Source organism: Marinobacterium profundum, from assembly GCF_001528745.1.
Taxonomy (GTDB): Bacteria; Pseudomonadota; Gammaproteobacteria; order Pseudomonadales; family Balneatricaceae; genus Marinobacterium_A; species Marinobacterium_A profundum.
Genome location: NZ_BCNS01000175.1, coordinates 40,244 through 61,174, shown reverse-complemented (window position 1 = coordinate 61,174; position 20,931 = coordinate 40,244). Strand labels below are relative to the sequence as shown.

The 20,931-nt window shown below is 52.5% G+C and carries 17 protein-coding genes; 7 read left to right on the top strand and 10 right to left on the bottom strand.

Features of this window, described 5'->3' with window-relative positions; translation table 11 throughout:
• Positions 1–182: 182 nt before the first annotated feature.
• Positions 183–1,067: an XrtA system polysaccharide deacetylase gene (locus tag MPRO_RS20980; RefSeq protein ID WP_067297907.1), complete on the bottom strand. Its 885-nt coding sequence runs from the start codon at positions 1,065–1,067 to the stop codon at positions 183–185.
• A gap of 295 nt (positions 1,068–1,362) precedes the next feature.
• Here MPRO_RS20980 and MPRO_RS20975 point away from each other — a divergent pair, with 295 nt between their 5' ends.
• The 7 genes from MPRO_RS20975 (at position 1,363) to MPRO_RS20945 (ending at position 8,880) form a co-directional block, all read left to right on the top strand.
• Entirely contained in the window at positions 1,363–2,163 is an 801-nt protein-coding gene (locus tag MPRO_RS20975; protein ID WP_245635165.1) for a S1 family peptidase, read from the top strand.
• 33 nt (positions 2,164–2,196) lie between these two features.
• A complete protein-coding gene (gene prsK / locus MPRO_RS20970) occupies positions 2,197–4,338 on the top strand; it encodes an XrtA/PEP-CTERM system histidine kinase PrsK (RefSeq protein WP_158651908.1) in 2,142 nt (713 codons plus the stop codon).
• A complete protein-coding gene (gene prsR, locus MPRO_RS20965) occupies positions 4,335–5,714 on the top strand; it encodes a PEP-CTERM-box response regulator transcription factor (RefSeq protein ID WP_067297901.1) in 1,380 nt (459 codons plus the stop codon). The genes prsK and prsR overlap by 4 nt, the downstream gene beginning before the upstream one ends.
• A 208-nt stretch (positions 5,715–5,922) precedes the next feature.
• Positions 5,923–6,618 (top strand): hypothetical protein, encoded by a 696-nt coding sequence (locus MPRO_RS20960; protein ID WP_158651907.1) that lies wholly within the window; start codon positions 5,923–5,925, stop codon positions 6,616–6,618.
• Between the two features lie 33 nt (positions 6,619–6,651).
• Positions 6,652–6,930, top strand: coding sequence for an HPr-rel-A system PqqD family peptide chaperone (locus MPRO_RS20955; protein ID WP_067297894.1), 279 nt, complete (start codon positions 6,652–6,654; stop codon positions 6,928–6,930).
• Positions 6,927–7,835, top strand: a complete 909-nt coding sequence (locus tag MPRO_RS20950) for an HprK-related kinase A (protein WP_067297891.1) — start codon at positions 6,927–6,929, stop codon at positions 7,833–7,835. Before MPRO_RS20955 ends, MPRO_RS20950 begins: the two co-directional genes overlap by 4 nt.
• Positions 7,828–8,880, top strand: coding sequence for a nucleotidyltransferase domain-containing protein (locus MPRO_RS20945; RefSeq protein WP_158651906.1), 1,053 nt, complete (start codon positions 7,828–7,830; stop codon positions 8,878–8,880). The genes MPRO_RS20950 and MPRO_RS20945 overlap by 8 nt, the downstream gene beginning before the upstream one ends.
• Before the next feature lie 39 nt (positions 8,881–8,919).
• Here MPRO_RS20945 and MPRO_RS20940 read toward each other — a convergent pair whose 3' ends face one another.
• The 9 genes from MPRO_RS20940 to MPRO_RS20900 form a co-directional block, all read right to left on the bottom strand.
• Positions 8,920–9,954 carry an XrtA/PEP-CTERM system-associated ATPase gene (locus MPRO_RS20940; RefSeq protein WP_067297885.1) on the bottom strand — a complete coding sequence of 345 codons (1,035 nt, stop codon included), beginning with the start codon at positions 9,952–9,954 and terminating at the stop codon, positions 8,920–8,922.
• Positions 9,955–9,967: 13 nt separating this feature from the next.
• Positions 9,968–11,476: a TIGR03016 family PEP-CTERM system-associated outer membrane protein gene (locus MPRO_RS20935; protein ID WP_067297883.1), complete on the bottom strand. Its 1,509-nt coding sequence runs from the start codon at positions 11,474–11,476 to the stop codon at positions 9,968–9,970.
• Entirely contained in the window at positions 11,448–12,404 is a 957-nt protein-coding gene (locus tag MPRO_RS20930; RefSeq protein WP_067297880.1) for an AAA family ATPase, read from the bottom strand. The genes MPRO_RS20935 and MPRO_RS20930 overlap by 29 nt, the downstream gene beginning before the upstream one ends.
• Before the next feature lie 8 nt (positions 12,405–12,412).
• Entirely contained in the window at positions 12,413–14,068 is a 1,656-nt protein-coding gene (locus MPRO_RS20925) for an XrtA system polysaccharide chain length determinant (RefSeq protein WP_067297877.1), read from the bottom strand.
• Between the two features lie 18 nt (positions 14,069–14,086).
• Entirely contained in the window at positions 14,087–14,731 is a 645-nt protein-coding gene (locus MPRO_RS20920; RefSeq protein ID WP_245635164.1) for an XrtA/PEP-CTERM system exopolysaccharide export protein, read from the bottom strand.
• Between the two features lie 352 nt (positions 14,732–15,083).
• Positions 15,084–16,148 (bottom strand): NAD-dependent epimerase/dehydratase family protein, encoded by a 1,065-nt coding sequence (locus tag MPRO_RS20915; protein WP_067297875.1) that lies wholly within the window; start codon positions 16,146–16,148, stop codon positions 15,084–15,086.
• Between the two features lie 215 nt (positions 16,149–16,363).
• The gene (locus MPRO_RS20910) at positions 16,364–17,755 is read right to left on the bottom strand and encodes a TIGR03013 family XrtA/PEP-CTERM system glycosyltransferase (RefSeq protein ID WP_067297872.1); all 1,392 of its coding nucleotides are present in this window, start codon (positions 17,753–17,755) and stop codon (positions 16,364–16,366) included.
• A 312-nt stretch (positions 17,756–18,067) separates the two neighbouring features.
• Entirely contained in the window at positions 18,068–19,309 is a 1,242-nt protein-coding gene (locus MPRO_RS20905) for a pyridoxal-dependent decarboxylase, exosortase A system-associated (RefSeq protein ID WP_067297869.1), read from the bottom strand.
• Positions 19,296–20,924, bottom strand: coding sequence for an acyl-CoA ligase (AMP-forming), exosortase A system-associated (locus tag MPRO_RS20900; RefSeq protein ID WP_245635163.1), 1,629 nt, complete (start codon positions 20,922–20,924; stop codon positions 19,296–19,298). Before MPRO_RS20900 ends, MPRO_RS20905 begins: the two co-directional genes overlap by 14 nt.
• Positions 20,925–20,931: the final 7 nt, after the last annotated feature.

The window sequence follows — 20,931 nt, the reverse complement described above, 5'->3', positions numbered from 1 at the left end:
GTCGAAAAAAGCCTCCTCAAGTCTAGCTTGAGGAGGCTTTTCTTGTTTTTTTCTATTTATACCTATCAGGTACAGGTTCCTCGAACCTGAGGAGCGATCAGGGCTACAAAAAAGCCGTCCCTGTGGGCTTTCCGTTGACAGTAAAGCCTTTGTAGGCAAGCTACACAGCAATATTTATGTGTTTACTTTGAATGGTGAATCACAACCGGCAGATCAGACATTTTTCCCCAATGGAAATCGCTTAGCAGCCGCTCCAGTCTTGGCAGGGTTCGGTGCAGGTTCAAATAGTGTCGAAACCTCGATTTTGCCGATGCCGATTGAATTCTCGGTTGGTTAGGCGCGATTTCCCAGGGGTGAATATAAAAAACAACAGGCCCGCCCAGCTGCCGGGCGGCCTTTTGCAGTAGTCGTTTGGACAGGGGATAGGGGTAGAGCCTAAAGTAGCCGCCACCGGCACAGGGAATGCGTCGGTTGAGCACCTGAGCAGTAGCTACCGGAACTTCCAGCAGACCGTTGTCCCATAGAAAAGGCGTGCGCGGGGCGTGCCGGTAGCCGTATAGATCATGTGGAACGGGATTGATGCTGGAGCTGTAGCGGTACCCCGCTTCGCGAAGCTCATCCTGAATCCAGGGCCTGTTTTCGTCAAACGAAAAGCTGGGGGCTCTGTAGCCCGCCACTGGAGCCCCGATCAAGTCTTCCAATAGCGCTTTGGACGCGGTTATGTCCTGCCTGAATTCGTCTTGAGAAAGATGGTTCAGCCGCTGGTGATGATAGCCGTGACTGGCTATTTCATGTCCAAGCGCGGCGATTTCCCGAATCAGGTCGGGGTAACGCTCTGCGACCCAGCCGAGAACAAAAAAAGTGGCTTTGGTCGCTTTTCCCGCCTTTCCAGCAGCCGCGTCCAGCGAGGCAATAATACGCCGGACGTTGACTTCAATGCCACAGGGATACTGTTCCCAGCGCTCGGGAGAAATAACCGTTTCGAACGCCGCCACGTGAAAATAGTCCTCAACATCGATAGTGATCGCATAGTCTGTCGATATCACGGGGGATGGGGCAGGGAGCATAGCTCTGAATTCCTTGTCATTCTCTTGAGAGGGTAGTCGCCCTGGCAAAAAAGTTTGGCTGACGTTTTGTTCTGAACGTGTTCGGTAAGCAGCGCTCGATAAGTGTAGTCGACGGTGGGGCAGAGTCGGCCTGTATTGAGTTAAACCGCATGATTGAAAAGCTCTGCAGGATATATCGCCATTGCCATAAGGCCTTCCTGGGTGCCGCAAGAACCTAGGTTGTATGATCCACAGAGGTCGTGCTTCGTGACTATACTGCTCTTCAATTGCTGCTTGCCTGGCGGTATTGATCGGGATGAAGAACGGTATGATAGATGGGCGTGTAGTGCATCGTAGCTCCTGGGCCTGGCTCGGATTGATCCTGATGGCGGGCTTTGGCAGCGGCTATGCTGAGGCGTCTGAATTGGCGGATACTGTATCGGCAGTTAAGCCATCTATCGTTGGCATTGGTACTTATTCGCCAAGTCGCCGTCCGCCCTCACGCTTGTCAGGCACCGGCTTTGTCGTGGGGGATGGCCACTATATAGCGACCAACGCCCACGTCGTTGATATTGAATTGGACGACCGCAAGAAAGAGCAGCTGGTGGTCTTTGTTGGTACCGGGAATAATCCTCGAGTGATTCCGGCGACGATCGTCGCCTCTGAAGGTCAGCACGATCTGGCACTGCTTAAGGTCTCCGACAGTCTGCCCGCAATGAGACTCTCGAACCGCAAAACTGTTCGCGAGGGCGAGAACTACGTTTTTACTGGATTTCCCCTGGGCGCCGTTCTGGGCCTTTACCCCGTGACGCACCGCGGCATGATTTCAAGCATCACGCCTATGGTGATACCTGCACGTTCATCTGGACAGTTATCGGCACAAAAGATCCGCCAGCTGCGACAACCATTAATGGTGTACCAGTTGGATGCCACCGCGTATCCCGGCAACAGTGGAAGCCCACTCTATGATCCGGATGACAGAAGCGTGGTCGGAATTATCAACGGGGTCTATGTCAAATCGACCAAAGAGGATGTCCTGAGTGACCCTAGTGGCATCAGTTATGCAATTCCTGTGCGCTATCTGCGTGAATTGCTGTCCAGCCTAACGGGCGGCTGAAATCTGACAGCGAATTATCTGAGGGAGGCGCGGGTGAAGGGAGTTGAACTGCCAATGATGGTTGCAGGAGTTAGCTATCTGGCCGCGACCCTGGCGTATGCTTCTGTACTGCTACTGACCCTGTTTCTGTGGCGGGGGCGGTTGCAGGGCGGATGGTTGCTGTTGGCGCTTGGGTTGATGGTTGTGTGGTCCGGCTATTTGGGTCTAAACAGCGGCGGGAAGCTTCTTGGTATCCCGAGTTCTGAGGGACCAGACCCTAATCAGTTTTTTCTGGAGATAGTGCGGGACGCCGCTTGGGTCCTGCTGTTGTGGCGACTGCATGCGAGTAATCAGGGAATTGGCTCACCAAATTTTTGGTCCAACCGGTGGTTATGGGGATTTTTCCCGCTACTGATCGTTCTATTGCTGGGGAATATATTGCAATTTTCACTGGGTGAGCGGGGCAAGGTTCTACCAGCCTCTCTCACCCTGATTAGTCCCTTTATGCTGGTGATTCTGGCGCTTATTCTACTGGAACAGTGGTACCGCAATATACCCGGGGAGCAGCGCTGGTCGGTCAAGTTTTTCTGTGTTGGCACGGCTGTGGTGTTCGGCTACGACTTCCTGCTCTACTCAGAGGCACTGTTGTTTAATCGGGTGGACGCGACCCTGTGGCAGGTGCGCGGTCTCGTATGCGCGGTAGTGGCGCCGCTAATGGCGGTTTCCATCGCCCGCAGTAAAGAGGGGGAGCGTCAGCTACGCCTGTCGCATCGGGCGGTGTTTTTTTCCACTGGTTTGTTTTTGGCAGGGATCTATCTTCTGGTCATGTCGATGGTCGGCTACTACCTGCGCTGGTTTGAATCCAGTCTGGGCAGTGCGATTCGTGTGGTGTTTGTTGTCGTGGCGCTTTCCCTTTTGTGCCTGCTGATAGGTTCGGGCCGTTTTCGCGCGATCGTCGCTGTTTGGGTCAGCAAACACTTTTTATCCTACAAATACGATTATCGTGCGGAATGGATGAAGGCCAATGAGCACTTTTCTGCGCTGCCGCTGGATAGCAATTATTACGAGCAGTTGATTCAGGGAATGGCTGACCCTCTGGATAGCTTGGGAGGAATACTATGGGTGCGCGAAGGTGGGGAGTTTGTTGTCAAAGGGAGTAGTAGTGTCAAGCCGCTTTCCAACCTTTCGAAGCGTGAAGATGGGGTCTTGCTGGATTTCTGTCAGGAGAGTGGCTGGGTTATCGAGGTGCCCGAGTACCGCGTTGCGCCGGCTCAGTACGGTGATCTTCAGATCGCGGACCGCCTGCTGGAGTGGGAGGAGCTTTGGCTGTTGGTACCCTTGCTGCATCAGGGTGTGCTGCATGGGCTGGTCGGCTTGGCCCATCCGCGGGCAGAACGCACTCTCAACTGGGAAGATCACGATCTGCTGAAGGCGCTCGGCTCCCAATTGGCTGCTCTGATCACTCTAAGAGAAACGACCGATCAGCTTGCGGCCAACCATCAGTTCGAAGCCTATTATCGTTTTTCGGCGTTTGTTGTGCATGATATTAAGAACGTGGTGGCTCAACTTTCAATGGTCGTCAAGAATGCCGAGCGGCACAAACACAATCCTGAATTTGTGGACGATGCTCTGGATACTTTGGACAACGCAGTACAGCGAATGAACAGGATGTTGAGCCAACTCAAGCAGCAAGGTGCGCTTGCGGCACACGCCGAAGTCGTCAATGCGCTCGATATAGCCAGGGCTGTCGAGCAAAACCAGAAGAGCCAGCAGCCAAGGGTGGAGTTAGTGATTCCTCAGGGGCTGGATACGGCGTTAAAGCTCAAGGTCGAGCGTGACAAGCTCGTCTCTGTACTTGGTCATCTTGTTCAGAATGCTCAGGAGGCGACCCCCGCGGAGGGTTTTGTCCGTTTGCTGGTAGACAACCAGGATGGTATGGCTATCTTTAGTGTGATGGACAATGGCTGCGGGATGAGCGAGCAGTTCCAACGCGAGCGGCTTTTCAAGCCCTTTGATACCACTAAGGGGCGCGCGGGGATGGGGATCGGCGTTTACGAAACCCGTCAGTTCGTTGTTCAGAACCAGGGATCCCTTAAGGTAAGTAGTGCGCTTGGGCAGGGTAGTGAATTTCGTGTAGCACTGCCAGCGTATAAGGTACATGGGGGGCTGGAATCAGAGATAGGTAAAGCGGTATGAGCAATGGCCGGGAAAGGGACAAGAAACTCCTATTGGTTGTCGAGGATGACATGGGGCTGCAGAAACAGCTCAAATGGGGTTTGGAGCAGTACGAACTGGTGTTCGCGGCCGACCGGGAATCCGCCATAGCGCAATTAAGGCGATACGAACCGGATGTGATCACTCTGGATCTGGGTTTGCCGCCCGATCCTGCCAATGCCTCGGTGGGAATCCAGGTACTGCAGGACATTTTACAGCTTCAGCCTGAGTCTAAGGTCATCGTCCTCACCGGCAATGACGATAAGGTCAATGCGGTGAATTCGATTGGGTTGGGTGCTTATGACTACTGCCAGAAGCCCATGGATCTGGATACGTTGGGTTTAATACTGGAGCGGGCTTTCCTGCTCCACGAGCTGGAAAAGGAGAATCGCAAGCTTACGGCTATTCGATTGCAAAAGTCGCCATTACAGGGTGTGATCGCATCCTCGACGGAGATGCTTGAGGTCTGCAAGCTTGTTGAACGCATCGCGCCAGCCAATATCAGCGCTCTCCTGCTGGGCGAAAGCGGTACCGGCAAGGAGGTTCTGGCCACAGCGATTCATGCCCTGAGCGATCGAGCCAGCCAGCGCTTTGTTGCGATCAACTGCGCTTCCATTCCGGAAAATTTGTTGGAAAGCGAGCTTTTCGGTTACGAGAAAGGTGCCTTTACGGGGGCCGTCAAACAGACTCCGGGAAAGGTTGAAAGCGCGCACCGTGGCACGCTGTTTCTGGACGAAATTGGTGATATGCCAATGCCGCTTCAGTCCAAGCTGCTGCGCTTTCTGCAGGAAAGACGCTTCGAACGACTCGGTGGGCGCCAGGAAATTGAGGTGGACGTGCGGATTATCAGCGCGACGCACCAGAACCTGGAAGAGATGACCCGCGACGGTCGTTTTCGGGAGGATCTTTACTACAGGCTCAGTGAGTTTGTGATCACCATTCCCCCACTACGGGCACGTCCTGGCGATGCTATACTCATTGCTCGCACCTTCTTCAACCGCTACTGCGACGAGCTGGGGCGGCCGTTGAAAGGCTTTAGCGAGGAAGCTTGTCAGGCGGTGGAGGAATACGGCTGGCCTGGAAATGTGCGGCAGTTGGAGAACAGAGTTAAACGCGCGGTGATCATGGCCGATGGTGGCCAAGTCACGGCCAGTGATCTAGGGTTATCACTGGGGGAAGCACAGAATGTCTGGCCCCTGAATCTGAAGCAGGTTCGCGATACTCAGGAGAAGCGAGCGATCGTGAGGGCGCTGGGGTTTACAGACAATAATATTTCCCGGGCCTCAGAGCTGCTCGGTATAACCCGACCCACTTTATATGCGCTGCTAGAAAAGCATGCAATCCAGTGTGACAGGTGACCGGCTTTGTGGTCTGAAGGCCCATGGGCTTGCTAAGGTGTCAGCTTTTATTACAGTGGCAGAGCGCTACTTTATTAAGGTGTTGTTTTTAAAGTGAAATTTATATGGCTTAAATATTGCAAAATAATAAACAGTAAAGATCTAATACTGAAAATTAAGCGTCAGAAGAGCCTCTGCAGGTGACGTGGATTTTCTATTATGGATACCGATGATGGATGCCGATAAGAAACAATCCAAAAAGTCAGACCCAATCCGTCGCCGATTGCTCATCGGGCTTGCCGGTACACCGATTATGGCATCTTTACCCAGCCGGTCAGCGTGGGGGCAGGGGCATGAGTGCACCACTATCTCGGGCATGCTTAGCGGCAATCTTTCCAACCACATGCATGACTGCCCCCCCTTGGGAGATGGCAAGACGCCGGATTACTGGATGACTCATCCCGTCAACTGGCCTGCTGTTTCGGGGCTCGATTTTGGAGTCATGTATAAGCCAAGGCTTACCGGGAACGGGGGGCCACAGAAGGTCAATAAGCCCTGTGATGAGTGCGACATGCAGGGCCGTGTACCATCGAATATCAATTACACCTATGTTGGTGGCACTACTCTCAATAGCTTGATTACACAGGTGCTGGGCACGTCCGGCTCCACTCTCATGTGGCAGAATGATTTTGGTTCCCCGTTAATGGCGTATTTGTTTGGTAGTGACCCTTACGCGAGACAAGTTTGCGCCGCATTACTGAATGCCTTGCACTCAGGTGTCGCTTATCCATATTCGCCCCGCGATATCGCCGAGGCGTTGGTCACTGTTAATGGTGTTTTTATGAAGGAAACCCAGTTGGAGGGAATTTTGTCTACCTTCAACGCAAATAATGTTGAACAGACGGGGCTGAGGCAGCAGTGCTGAAAGTGCTAGGATGGCGATATAGGTCAATACGGAATGGATAAGGTGAAATGGTGCCTTGATTTCAGTTACGCGGAGGCTTCCAAGCACTGGGAAGATGGTGTAGTGGTGTTTCATCCTTTTTCCGGTGATACTTTTGAGCTTAATGAGCTTGCAGACCACCTATTGTGTTGTCTGGATGGCCATCCCCCGCAAACAACCGAGTCGCTGATCGGGCAAGCCGCAGGGTGTGGGGTCGAGGCTGAAACACTGCCGCGGATAGTGGTTGAAACTTTGCAGTCCCTGCAGGAGTGCCAACTGGTGCGAGCACTTTGAGTAATCAGTATCTTTTGGATGCCAACGGGGATAATACATGGCAGTTCGAATTTGGTTCCTTCACGGTCGCACTAACCTCCAGTGTTGATAACGTTAAAAAGTGGACTCCCTTCCTGTATCAGCAGTTTCACAAAGCAGAGCCTCGGCCTGCATTTGTTGACTTTCGAATCCAGATTGAACGGCCAGAGTCATTGCGGCGCTGGGTTCGCCCACAGGTGAATTTTTATCTTGATGGCTTCGCTCCATTCAAGCCTCTGCCGGCTCAACAGGCGGTTCCATTATTCGAATGGGGCTTGAATTGGTGTATCGCCAATCAGTATCACCGGTATCTGCATTTCCATGCGGCCGGTGTCGAAAAAAATGGCATCATGGTGATTCTTCCTGCGCCACCAGGGTCTGGCAAGAGCACGCTGTCAGCGGCTTTGATGCAGCATGGCTGGCGTCTGTTCTCCGATGAAATCCTGATGGTGGAGCCCACAACGGCCCGTGCAATACCTATTGGGCGTCCGGTCAATCTGAAAAATGAGTCAATCGATCTTCTGCAGAAAACATTTCCCCAGGCAGAGTTGACGGAAAAATTTTACGATACAGCCAAGGGTGTGGTCGCACTTATGAAGCCAACGGCAGCTACGGCTTCCCGTGTATCTGAGACAGCGATGCCGACTCATATTATTACTCCCCGTTACGTACCCGGTCGAACTTTGAATGTTCGTGCCTGTCGGAAGCCGGCTGCATTAATGGCGTTAATCGGCAATAGCTTCAACTATCATATTCTTGGGAAATCGGGTTTTGATACGGCTTGCCGGTTGGTGGATCAGTGTGATTGTTTCACGCTGGAGTACAGTCGCTTTGAAGAGGTTTTTGAGTTTTTTGATGGTTTGTGCGAAGGGTCACAGGGTGTTTGAGACGCTGTTAAGTAATCCTTTTCTGGCGAAGGACTACTCAGATGAGCAGTGGGACCAAGCGGTTCGGTTGGGACGATCGGCCAACCTGCTGGCACGGCTATACCAATTATTGGCTGATAGCGACCTACTGAAGGTGGTGCCGCAAAAGGCGCATCATCACCTGGTTTCGGCCTCACTTCAGGCACAGAAGCAACGCATGCAGGTGCAATGGGAAGTAAAACTGCTGGCGAAGGAACTACTGAGTATTGGGGTACGGCCCATTTTATTGAAGGGCGGCGCTTATATCTATGCGAACAAGTCCGCAGGACAGGGCCGCACCCTGGCTGATATTGATGTACTGGTGCGTAAATGTGATTTGTCCAAAGTTGAGCGGCATCTAAAAACAGTCGGTTGGTATTCCGATAAAGTCGATGATTATGACCAGTACTATTATCGAGAATGGACTCATGAAATTCCGCCATTGATTCACTACAAAAGACAGACAGTACTGGATATTCATCACAATATCTTCCCAGTGCTTCGTTTTCGTATTGATATTGAGCGGTTAATGGATAAGGTGTACTTTGATGCTGATGGTGTGGGAACTTTGCAGTTGTACGATATGATTATCCACAGTGCCACGCATCTATTCTTTGAAGGAGAGTTCGAGAGTGGCCTGAGAGATCTTTCGGATATGGATCTCCTCGTTCGAGAGTTGAAGGTGGAGGACTGGCTAAAGCTTAAGCACAGGGCACAGGAACTGCGGCTGGTCAGGCCATTGTTCTACGCTTTAAGGTACTGTCGACATTGCTTGTCCAGCCCGGTACCGGATGATATCTGGACTGCGAGAGATACTGGAACTCCGAACGCTTTACAGCTATATGTGGCAGACCTATTATTCACCCGCGTACTTATACCCCATCATGCTCTGGCTAAAAAGCCGGGGTATAGGCTGGCGAAGTTTTTGCTTTACTGGCGTGGTCACGTGCTAAAAATGCCACTTTCTGTCTTAGTACCGCACCTGCTTCGAAAGTTAACGCGTTCAATTGCAGTCACCAAAGATTAGCGCACTTGGCAGGGAGATTTTCCGGTTTGCGCCGTTCAGTTATCTATCGTAATCTTCCAGCGTCTTGTTGACTTCCTGCTTGAGCTTTTTGTCCAGGGTTTGCAACAACTCCAGCTTATCAGTAACCATGATGCTCAGATATTTGTTAATGAGCGTAATTTTTCTCTGCAGTTCCGATACATCATTCGTAACAGATGCCAGACGTTGATCTGCATTTCCTTCGTTAGAGGTCAGTTGAAGGGGGAGGTTCGATGATAGAGGGGAGAACTCTTCTGCAAGTTCGTCAGCGACGGTAGTGACTGTGTTTTCATCCACCACCGTAAACTCCTCAAGAAAGCAAAGCAGTAACAGGCGATCGCAGAAGACGTTGATCTTTCGTGGTATTCCCTTGGTGTATAGATAAATTTCCTTGAACGCACTATCGCTGAAACTGGGGTTTTCTTTCCAGCCGGCTACCCCAAGGCGCCACAGGATGTACGCTTTGACCTCCGCTTCGCTTAGGGGTTGCAGGTGGAAAGCTGCGATAACGCGTTGCCGAAACTGCTCCATGTTGGGGTCCTGGATAATCGCTCGCAACTCCGGCTGACCGAGCAGAAAGCTCTGCATCAAGGGCGTATCGTTGATCTGAAAATTGGAGAGCATTCGCAACTCTTCAATCGCGCTAGCGGGCAAGTTCTGAGCTTCATCTACCAGTAAGAGGACTCGTTTTTTGGCCTGATGAGTCGATTGCAAAAAGTCCTGAAACTGCTGTAGTAATACCGCCTTTGGCTTGTTTTCCGCAGGTAGTCCGAAGGCGCTACAGATCATGCGCAGCAGGTCATCGGCGTCAAGCCTGGTCGTCACCAGTTGGGCGGTGACGAGATTGTCGCGGTCAATCGTGGTCCAGAGCTTACGCATCAAGGTGGTTTTACCGGTGCCGATCTCGCCGGTAATGACGATAAACCCTTCGCCCTGGTTCAGTCCGTAATGCAGATAGGATAGGGCGCGCTTGTGGCTCTTGCTTGTAAAGAAAAACTCCGTCGCTGGACTCAACTGGAAAGGTTTGGCGGTAAAACCGAAATACGACGTATACATAGGTTAATGCTCGCTAAAAAAGATGGCTGAACCCGAGTGTGATGCGATACTCCTGGAAACCTTGGTTGTCATCTGCAGAGTCCCGTTCGGTGCTCTTTAAGGCGAGGTTGAGAGAACTGTTTGCGCCTAGCTGCCGTACCATGTTCAACGAGAGCGCCCGCTGGTAATCCGCGCTCCCAGAGTCCCCATCCAGGCGAGACCAGGTATAAAGGGTGCTCAGACTTGTTCGTCCTGACACCTGTATCCTCCAGCTGGCACTTGCGCCCATATCTTCCTCGGTACGGGCTTGCACCTGAAATTCTCGCTCCGTTCTGAAAAGGCCCAGGGACCACAGGCTTTTGCCTTTACTTATCACCAGATTGGCGTTCAGGCTTTGTTGGATAAACTGCTCTTCGGAGAGCGTGGGCAACGGCGTGACCAAGGTGATTGCCTGCTCTCCAGGACCAGGCAGAACGGGGGTGTTCCCACTAACCAGCCGGCAGTCGGCAATGCTAAACGAAGCGGTTGACGGGCAGATCAGAGTACCGATTCGGGTGAGTTGCAGCAGCTCCTCACGAACACTGCTGATATTCTTGTTATAGGCTAGCAACCAGTTAGTATGTTTCTGCCGGTGATTGAGAGTTATTCCATAGCCTTGGATGGACTGCAGTCGGCTATTGTAAGACGCACTTAGGGAGGTTCTGGGGCTTGGGTTCCAGCTTAAGTCTGCCCCCCAGAAGCTGCCTGCCTGCGCCTCGGACTGGGTTGGATTGTTGAGGTGGTTGTCGACATAACCATATCGAAGCTTGCCGTCTAGCAGGCGGCTAAATCGATACCCCAGCGCAATGCTCATGCTCTCTGATTGGTTTGTTGCGGAGGTATCGGGTGTAGCCAGATTAGCATCGACATTGAGAGCCCAGTAAACTTTGTTGGGGTTGGACTGGTTGTCGAGGAAAAAATTCGTACTATAACCGTCGCTGTCATCATTGATACCGTCATACCGTACCATATCGTAGGAAAAGTCTGCCCCGAAAGTGGTGTACCGACCCAGCCGCTGTCGCCAGCGGGGGGTGACCTGCAAGGTGAAGGTATCGCTAAAGTTATCGGGGGCGCTCAAAGAGTCGCCTGCACTGGCACTGCGACTGTTGACTAACTGCTGGCTGTAGCTGCTACTGGCATCTAGAAACAGTCGATCGTCGATCAACTCAGCGTTGGCCGATAGACCTAGTTGATGATGGTAGTCATCGCTACCCTGGTCAGATGAATAGTCCAGAAGTTGGAGCCGATAGTCCAGGTTCGCCTGCAGATGAGAGCCTTCTTTAGAGAGGGAAAAACCGGGGCGCACCTCGGTAATCAGACTCGTTTCCTTTGCGCTCGGGCTAAGGTTGAGGTTGCTGGTGTAATGCTCGGTGACCTGTATCCCAGGGGTAAAAGCCCAGTCGCTGGCCTGCGCTGTCGCTATCGGTGTGAGCATGGCTGTGGTTGTTAACCGGATCGCAAGCCAGCGCACCCTGTTATCGCTGAGAAGCGCCGTAATAGCCATAATAATCCTTTTGTCCGGTCCTGGATTTATTCAAGACCAGGCCTATTGCCATCTTTGGCTGGAGCAGGCTCAGTGCCCGTTCCACCTGGCGTTGCGAAGTACGAGCTTCTTCTATGACAATCAATGCCTGTCCTGTCATCTTTGCCAGCACACTGGTTTCACTGGCGCCCAGTAGAGGTGAGGTGTCGAAGATCACTATTCGGTCGCTGTAGCGGCTGGATAGCTCCTTCATAAATAATTTCATTCTTTCACTGGCAATCATTTCAGTCGCATGATGATGGCGAGTACCGGCGGACACAACCTTGAAATTTGGAATACTGGTACTCTGAATGATGTCGCTGACTTCGGCTTTGCCTTTCAGGTAATCCAGTAAACCCAGTGCCTTGTCGGAAATATTCAGCCTGCGACTGAGATTAGGGTTGATCACATCGGCATCTACCAATAATACGCAGCGGTCATGCTCGGTTACCATGCTCAGTGCCAAGTTCAGCGCAGTAAACGTCTTTCCTTCTCCCGCATGACAGCTCGAGACCAGAACGAGGTTGGGGTTAACAAGTTGTTCTGAATTGGCTCCGAAAGCGTTATCTAGTAATGGGCGCTTGATATAGCGATATTCTTCTTTGATTGGGGTGAAGTTTTCGGTGGGCGTGATCAGCCCCATCTGCTCAAGGCGATCTGTATCAATATAGAGCTGTGCAGGGTTGTCCGTCAGGCCAGGGTTGGAGTCGATTGAGTCATCCTCTTGCAATGTGGCGTGGGTGGCGTGAAGAGGAGGTTGCGGCTGTCCGTCGGTTTGCACCGACGGCGGCACCGGTGCCTCTGGCGGAGTGTCGTCGAAAGGGTGGTGGCTATCGACAACACTGATAGTTTCCCGCTTTTTCGCGCCCATCTGCTGACTTTTTTCAAGTGCACGTTCAATTGTGCTCATGAGTCCCCCTAGAAATAGTTGAGAATTCTGTCGGCGAACTGCTGAACCTGGCGGAACCAGGTATTCGGGAGATCGGGAACATAGGCAAGCAACTGTTGATTCGCGTCTGGGAGCATCTGCAAGAAAATTAACATCCCGTAAAACGCTAGCAGTGATCCTGCAATAGCGCCAAAAAGGCGGATTTCCCTGCGTTTTTGGTTCAGAAACTCCTTGTCCTTGATCATGGTGATCACCCCCAATACGGGATAACCGGTGACCTGGAAGAGTTGTTTTGAGTTAAAAAAGACCGGTCTGAGCTGAGAGATGAGAAAGGCAACCGCGATGCCAATGCCGACCGCGCCCGCCAGCACGCCAGACAAAATTAGGGGACGGTTAGGACCTGTGGGGGCTGTAGGCAAGCGTGGCGGTTCGATGATACGAAACTTAATTCCATCTGCACTGGCGTCCGCCTGTTCGGACAGGTGCGCCGACTCGCGACGCGACAGTAGTGCATTATATTGCTGCTGGGTAATAGAATACCCTCGTTGAAGCGATTGAAGCTCTGCTTCTAGCTCCGGGATGGTGTTGGCGTTGTTATGTAGTGAATCCAACTGCTGTTGATAATCAGCCAGGCGCACTTCCAGGGACCGAACGGTGGTTTCTTCATTGGCGTGGGAGAGTTTGAGCTGTTGATAAACCGGGTTTTCGTTCAAGCCTCCGTCTCCTCGTGTAGTCTGAACGGCTTGTAGCGCCTGTTGTCGTTCTTGTCGTTCTTGTGCCCTTTTCGCCTGGAGATCTTTCAGAATAAGTGCTGTCTCTCGAATGCTTGGGTGCTGATCCGTGTATTTCAAGCGCAGCTGATCTAGTTGGTTTTCCAGTGTAGTGATGCGTCCATCGTAACTGGAGACAATATCGTAGGAGAACGGCGTTAATGCTTCATCCATGATACCAAAATTTGGTTCCTCTCCGACTAGCTGTTTTTCCAGCGAACCCAAACGGGTTTTGGCTTCCAGTAGATCCAGCTCTATGGCTCTGGTTTGGCCTTTTAGGCTGTTGATACGGCTATAAAATCCACTATCGGAACTCATCAGCTCATAGTTTCTTTGCTTGAACTCTTTAAGCAGGTTGTCTGCTTCATTCAGACGTGCCTCGTATTCGGCTATCTGCCGGTCCAGAAAGTTGGCTGCGGTTGTATTGTCTTCCCTTGTGTTTCCAAGGGTGTTTTCAACGAGTGTAGTCAAGGTCGCCTCAACGACCTTTTTGGCCTTTTCTGCGGAGTGGCTGGAGTAGGATATAGCATATATGTTTTCCCGGCCCGCCCGGCTCAACTTGAGATTGGCTACCAGCTGAGCAATGATGGCATCGTATTCGGTGTCGTTTTCTGCCTGAATATCGATATCAGCCAAGCGTGTAATTTTTTCCAGGTTGGGACGAGTCAGCAACGTTTTTACAATCAGCTGCACCTGTTGTTCGGAGTTGGTCTGAATGGTCAGGCCCCGCAGTAGCGGTGCCAGCAGAGACTGTGTATCAACGTACACCTTTGCCTGGGCAATGTATTGGTCCGGCATTTTCAGGACAAACGGCCAGCCGATCAGGCAAATAATCCAAAATAGTAGTAAAGCAATCCATTTGTAAATCCAAATCCCGCGTAGGTAGGAGACTACCTGGTCAATAATATCTTGCATGGATAATACTCCGATCGCCTAGAACCACGCTTCCGGGATAATGATAATATCTCCGGGCAGTATATGGACGTTGGCGGAGATATCACCATCCTCAACGAGGTCGTCTATACGGATGCTGTACTGTTGTTGCTTACCGTCCACAATACGTACCACGCTGGCACCGTTGCCGTTGGCAAACTCAGTGAGACCGCCAACTGCAATCATGACATCCAATAGCGTCATATCCTCCCTGTAAGGCAGGGCCTGGGGTTCATCTGCTTCGCCGATAATTCGGACCTGTTCGGAGTAGGGACCTATGAAACCCTGAACTATGACGGTAACGATCGGTTCCTTGATATAGAGGCCAAGGGTCTCCTCGAGTTTTCGCGCGACCTGGGTTGGTGTCAATCCACTTACCGGGACATCTTCAACAAGGGGCGAGGTAATCTTGCCGTCCGGACGCACTGTGACTGTCTGAGATACTTCCGGGCTGCCCCAGACGAAAATATTCAGACTGTCCCCTGGGCCAACCAGATAATTGTACTGGGCGGGGTCTGTAGTAAGAGGGTGTTTTGCAACAGCTGTTGCTAAAGGTGGGTAGGGTTGAGTCGTGCATCCGGTCAGGACGACGAACGAAATGATTACCGCAGTACAAGCCAGCCTCACGGGCCTCATTTCTTTCATAATTCTCTACTCTCCATACTCATGTATACAACTGGAATCTACTCTAAGCCATCACCCATGAAACATAGTCTGCGCCAAGGGTTGCTGCAAGTGTGGACTCTCCTGATGTGTGTAATAGACCGGCTCTGTTAGTCTTATCGCAAAGCCTGATAGGCCAATCGTTTTCCGGGCACATTTTCAAACAGCACACTCCGCATTTAGCGCGTAATCGCCTGCATACAGGTTTTTTGCGTCATACTGTCGGGCAACATTGTCATGACGGCACTTGGCGAGTGGTCGCCTCACCGTTGCGTGTCCGGAATTCACTTTACGTTACTCCAGGCGAGGGGTCGCAACCCAAGAAAGAATGAAATTAACTCAGAGCTCGCACATACCATGGCATAGCTTGGTCAATACCCTCATAAATATGATGCATGGGGGTGTAGCCCAGTTTGGTTTGTGCTTTGCTGATATCTGCCTGGGAGTGGAGTACGTCTCCTGCGCGAAAGTCCCGGTAAACAGGTGCCTTGGTGTAAGTCACGCCGCAGCCTAGCAGGGCGGTTTGCAGGGCATCGAACAGAGTATTCAGGTTGGTTCTGTCTCCCCGTGCCACGTTGTAGACCTCGTTCTTTGCCTCAGCTGGTGCGGTAGCGGCGAGGATATTCAGCTGCACGGTGTTTTCTATAAAACAGAAATCCCGGCTGGTTTCGCCATCGCCGTTGATAAACACATCCTCGTTGTGAATCATTGCTGCCGTCCATTTTGGAATTACCGCAGCATAGGCGCCGTTCGGGTCCTGACGCTTGCCAAAGACGTTAAAGTAGCGCAAACCGATGGTGCTGAAACCATAGGATTTGGCAAACACCTGGGCGTATAGCTCGTTGACGTACTTTGTTACCGCGTAGGGAGACAGTGGCTTGCCAATGTTCTCTTCCACTTTGGGCAGGGTCGGGTGATCGCCATAGGTGGAGCTCGAAGCCGCATAGGTAAAGCTTGTGACCCTGGCATCGCGCGCTGCCACCAGCATGTTCAGGAAACCGGTAATGTTAGTCGCGTTACTCGTGATCGGATCCTCAATGGAGCGGGGAACTGACCCCAAAGCTGCCTGATGCAGCACATAGTTTACTTTCTGTAGCGTCTTGGGGAAGACCATGGCGCAGTGACAGTCTTCAAGGTTGCAGATGTCGCCTTTGATGAATTGAAAGCGAGACCATTGTGTTTGCGAAACCAGGGTCTGGACTTCGTCGAGGTTGCGCTTATGGCCGGTGGAAAAGTTGTCCAGGCCGACAACGTATTGGTCAAGTTCGAGCAGCGTTTCCAATAAGTTTGAGCCAATGAAGCCGGCGACGCCGGTGACCAACCATACTTTTGGGGTAGCTTTAAGTTCGGCTTGCACCTGCTCATAGCGAGTCGCTTTCGTTGGGGGACGTGTTGGCATGGCTGCTCTGGGGGATTGTGTCATGTCATCCTGCATCTGTATTGGACTGCATTCCCTGGGGTGCCCACCGCTGTTTGCATGATTTGCTTTTTGGGCTGGGGGCACAATGTGAATGGGGAACGCTGCCGCATTCCAGTTTTTCTAGGTGTTTATGTTTCATTCTGGTTTCGCCGCGCTTATGCAGGTGCATCTGCAGCTAAAGTGTGGAACTTTGATCATCGGGCTCCTTTGCCAAACAGGATTACTTCAACGGTTTGTACCATGATGATGGTGTCCAACAGGAAGCTGAAATTCTTGACGTAGTAGAGATCGTACTGGAGTTTTTCCAAGGCTTCTTCTTCGTTGCTGCCGTAGGAGTAACAGATCTGAGCCCAGCCGGTCAGTCCCGGTTTGACCTGGTGCCTGGCATCGTAGTAGGGCAGGTTGCGGGAGAGCTTATCGACGAACTCCGGACGTTCCGGGCGCGGGCCGATAAAACTCATCTCACCGTGAAGGATATTAAATAACTGGGGAAGCTCATCGATACGGTACTTTCGAATGAATGCCCCCACGGGAGTCACACGTTGATCGCCCTTTCTGGCCCACACCGCCCCATCGTTTTCTGCGTTGACCTTCATGCTACGGAACTTGAAGATCTCAAATGGCTCGCCCCTGAAGCCAACCCGGGTTTGCTGATAAAGGATGGGGGCTCCGGAGCCGCCTTCGAGTCTGATGAGCAACGCAGTGATCAGCATGATTGGCCAGACCAGTATCAGCAAAAATAGGCTGATAAAAATATCGAAGAGTCGTTTCCCCATTCGTACGACATTGCGGCTGATCCTGTAGCCCCTGCCGCACGCCATCCAGCTCGGAGGCAACAGTTTCAACGGGATTTTTCCGCTCTCGCGCTCGATAAAACTGGCGATGTCTATCACGTGGATCCCGGCCAGTCGGCTTGCAAGGAGCTCTCCCATAGGCAGGCAATCTTCATGCTGATCGGCAGCCAGGATCACCTCTTCTATCTTATGGTGTTGGACAAACTTGAATAGATGCTCGAGATCGACGGTTAATTGGTCCTGTTGTCGAATGCAGCAGGCATCACCTTCAATTTTCACATATCCAAGCAGGTTAAAGCCTTTTCGGTCTGAAGCGCGGCGCAATCCGTCCTGGATGATGCAGGCTCGCTCTCCAGCCCCCAGCACCAAGGCACGGTGCTTGAAGAGGCCAGTGGTGTGGAGCTTGGTAAATCCATAACGCAAGACGCAAATCAATACGAACGACAGGACGAGCGCCAGTATGAGCCCCTGGGGCTGAATATCGCTCATTGGAATCGTATAGAAGAAGATTCCCTCGGCGACGGAGACCAGTGTGAAGCTCAGGAAGATGCGCGCTACCTGTTCACTGGGAGTGCCTCGCTGCCGGGCGTGGTACAGCCCCATGGCGGCCATGCCGAGAAAGCCTATGATCACAAAAGTTATACAGCTCAGGCAGAGCATATGATCAAGAAAACTGTGCATGGAGTTTCGCATGCTCAGGAACAAGCAGGACAACATCACGAACGCTTCGCTAATTGCCAAGAGAGCATAGGAGTGTTTAACGGATATCTTACCTGCCAGTTGTGCAGACATGCCTCAAGCTCCCTGTCGTTATCTGCGGTTGTTTGGGTTGATGACTTCCTGTCAGATTTTTCTTTTTCCGATATTCCTGCAGCGAACTCACAGAGACGTAAGTTCGGTGAATGAAAATCACACTAACGAAATTTTAGATGCGAAATGCCTTACCTTCAAATTTACGATTTGTACGTTTTTTCAGGAAATTTTTACCATGCTTTCAAGACCTGCAGCTCCTATTATAGACGCTTGTGTGCAGTGTCCCTGGGTCCCATTGCCGATTCTCAGACCCCGAGAGTGATAGCCTCAATGTCGATATCCAAGGTCTCGCTACCCAATCAGCACTTCTGTTGCCTGAGGGTGACTCAAAAATTGTTGCGGACTGGCGCTCAAACCATAGGCGCCGGACTGGCGGACGACCACCCAATCGCCCGGTTGCGCTTTTGGCAACATCACTTTTTCGGCAAGGATATCCAGCGGGGTACAGAGTGGCCCGACAATTGTGACCTGTTCTTTTTCCTCCCCCTCAGCGCGGTTGCCGATCAGTACAGGATAATTTTTGCGCAGCACCTGGCCAAAGTTGCCGGAGTTGGCAAGGTGGTGATGCAGGCCTCCGTCGGTGATAAGGTAGACAGTGCCTCGGGATGTTTTACGCTCAAGGACTCTACACACATAGATGCCAGCTTCACCCACCAGGTAGCGCCCTAGTTCCAGAACTAGCGTGGTCTTAGGGGAGACCTGCTGCGTTTGTCTTTGTAGTCGGACCAGTTGTTCGGCGATAGTGGTAAGGTCAAGGGGGGATTCTCCCGGAAAGTATGGGATACCGAATCCTCCCCCGATATTGATAAAGCGCAACCTGAGCGCGAACCGCTGAATAAACTCACAGGCAAGGCATATCGCGGCTTCTTGTGCTTCGCAAATGGCTGTCGGGTTCAAATTCTGGGAGCCGGTATAGAGATGCAGCCCTTCCGGCTCCAGGCCAAGTTCTCGCATACTCTCGAGCAGTTCTGGGAATTGTTCAGTATCAATCCCGAATGGTTTGGCCCCGCCTGTCATGCGCATGCCAGAGGATTTTAGTTCGAACTCCGGGTTTAGCCTGACGGCAATTCGGGGTGCGATCCCCAGTTCGGCACCGGCCCGCGCCGCCTGATCAATTTGAGTGAAAGATTCGGCGTTAAGGACGATGCCGGCGGCGACCGCGGCTTCGATTTCGCGCTGAGTCTTGCCGGGGCCGGCAAAGCTGATCTCGCTGGGTGCTTTACCGCCATTGATCGCCACCAGCATTTCCTGATGTGATGCAACGTCGAAACCATCCACCAGGGGCGCGATGAAATCTACCAATGCCGGCATTGGGTTGGCCTTGAGGGCGTAATGTAGCTCGATGCCAACCGGCAGTCGCCTGCGCAGTTCGGCGATACGTTGCGCTATCAGCTGGCGGTCATACGCGTAAAAGGGGGTTTGGGGCATTTGAGCGGCTAGCCGGGATAGCGGCAGACCGCCTATGTAGAGTTCATTGTGGCGAATATCCAGCCATCGGGTCTTGTGATCTAACGGGGAGTTAACCGTCGGCATGGGTGGGCTCCGAATGATCATTGAATAAATCAGCGTACCGTTGGGCGAGTAATCGACGGTCTATCTTGCCGTTGGGATTGCGTGGCAGTTCGTCTTGTAGGATACATTTATGCGGCACCATAAAATTTGGCAGCTGTTCGCGGCATTGCTGCAGCAGGGCGTCGAGGTCTGACTCCGTGGAATCCGTTGTCGCGGGCACCGTCACTATCAGTAGTATTGCCTGGCCCAGAGTTGCATGGGGCACGCCGACAGCTGCGGCTTCGCGGACAAGACCACTTTGGTAGGCCATTTCCTCAATCTCGTCGGGGCTGACCCGGTAGCCGGAGGTTTTGATCATTTCATCCCTGCGACCGATAAAATAGAGATACCCCTCTTCATCTTGGGTGACCGAATCCCCCGACCAGACCGCCAGTTCCTTAAACACCAGTCCCTCGGCTTGACCGGGCAAGGGCCTGAAGCGCTCGCGAGTTTTCTGTGGGTCGTTCCAGTAGCCTTGACTCACCAGAGGGCCGCGGTGAACCAGTTCCCCGGGCTCATGGGGTTGGCAGGGCGTGCCATCCTCCCTCAATACCAGTACCTCGGCGTTGGGGATTGCTTTGCCTATAGACCCTGGTTTGAAGTCGATCTGGTCCGGAGGCAAATAGGTGGAGCGGAACGCTTCGGTCAAGCCGTACATTAGGAATGGCTGGGCGTTGGGGAAAAGTGTGCGCAGTTTGGCCAGCAAGGGTTGCGGCATATGTCCGCCCGTATTGGCAAAGTAGCGTACTGAGCTTGCTGCATCTTGGCTCCATTCCAGTGAGGCGATCTGGTTCCACAGCGGCGGTACCGCGGTGATTCCGGTTATGCGATGTTGGGTTACCTGGCGTCGCACATCGCTGGGCAGCAGATAGTCCATCAGATAACAGCAGGCACCGGATTCGAATGCCGTCGTGACTTGGCTGAGGCCCGCGTCGAAGCTCAAAGGCAGTACTGCAAGGATACGATCTTGCGGTGAGTTGTCGAGATAGCCCGCAACACTCTGGGCACCGACGATCAGATTACGGTGAGACAGTACTACCCCTTTGGGTTTTCCTGTGCTGCCAGAGGTATAGAGGATGGCTGCCATATCAGCGTCGGTTGCTGAGCCCGGTGACGCGCGGCTGGTCGGCGTGTCCTGGAGCTGATGCCAGGAGTAAACGGAGTAGGGTGCATTCGCTGAGGATGGGTTGTCGTCTACCAGTACCACCTGCTTCAGATCAGTCAGGTGTGCCAGATTTGGGGCCAGTTGTTGCAGCCGTGCGTGGCTGGTGATCAGGATGCGGGCATTGCAGTCGCTGAGTATATGCTGAACCTGTGGTGCTTTCAGGACTGGGTTAATGGGTACGAAGGCCCCCCCCGCCTGCGTGGCGGCGAATATGCTGATGACGGTTTCGTGCTGTTTGGGCAGGTAGATGGCGACTCGTTCATGGCGCTGCAAGCCGAGCTCTCTCAACCCCGCGGCAAGCCGTTGTACTCGGGTAGCGAGTTCGCCGTAACAGGTCTGCTCCTGCTTGTGGGACAACGCCGGTTGTGTTTCGTTTTGCGTGGCCCTGGTTTCGATCAAATGGTGCAGGAGGTAGTGCATGCGCGTACTCATCGTCTGT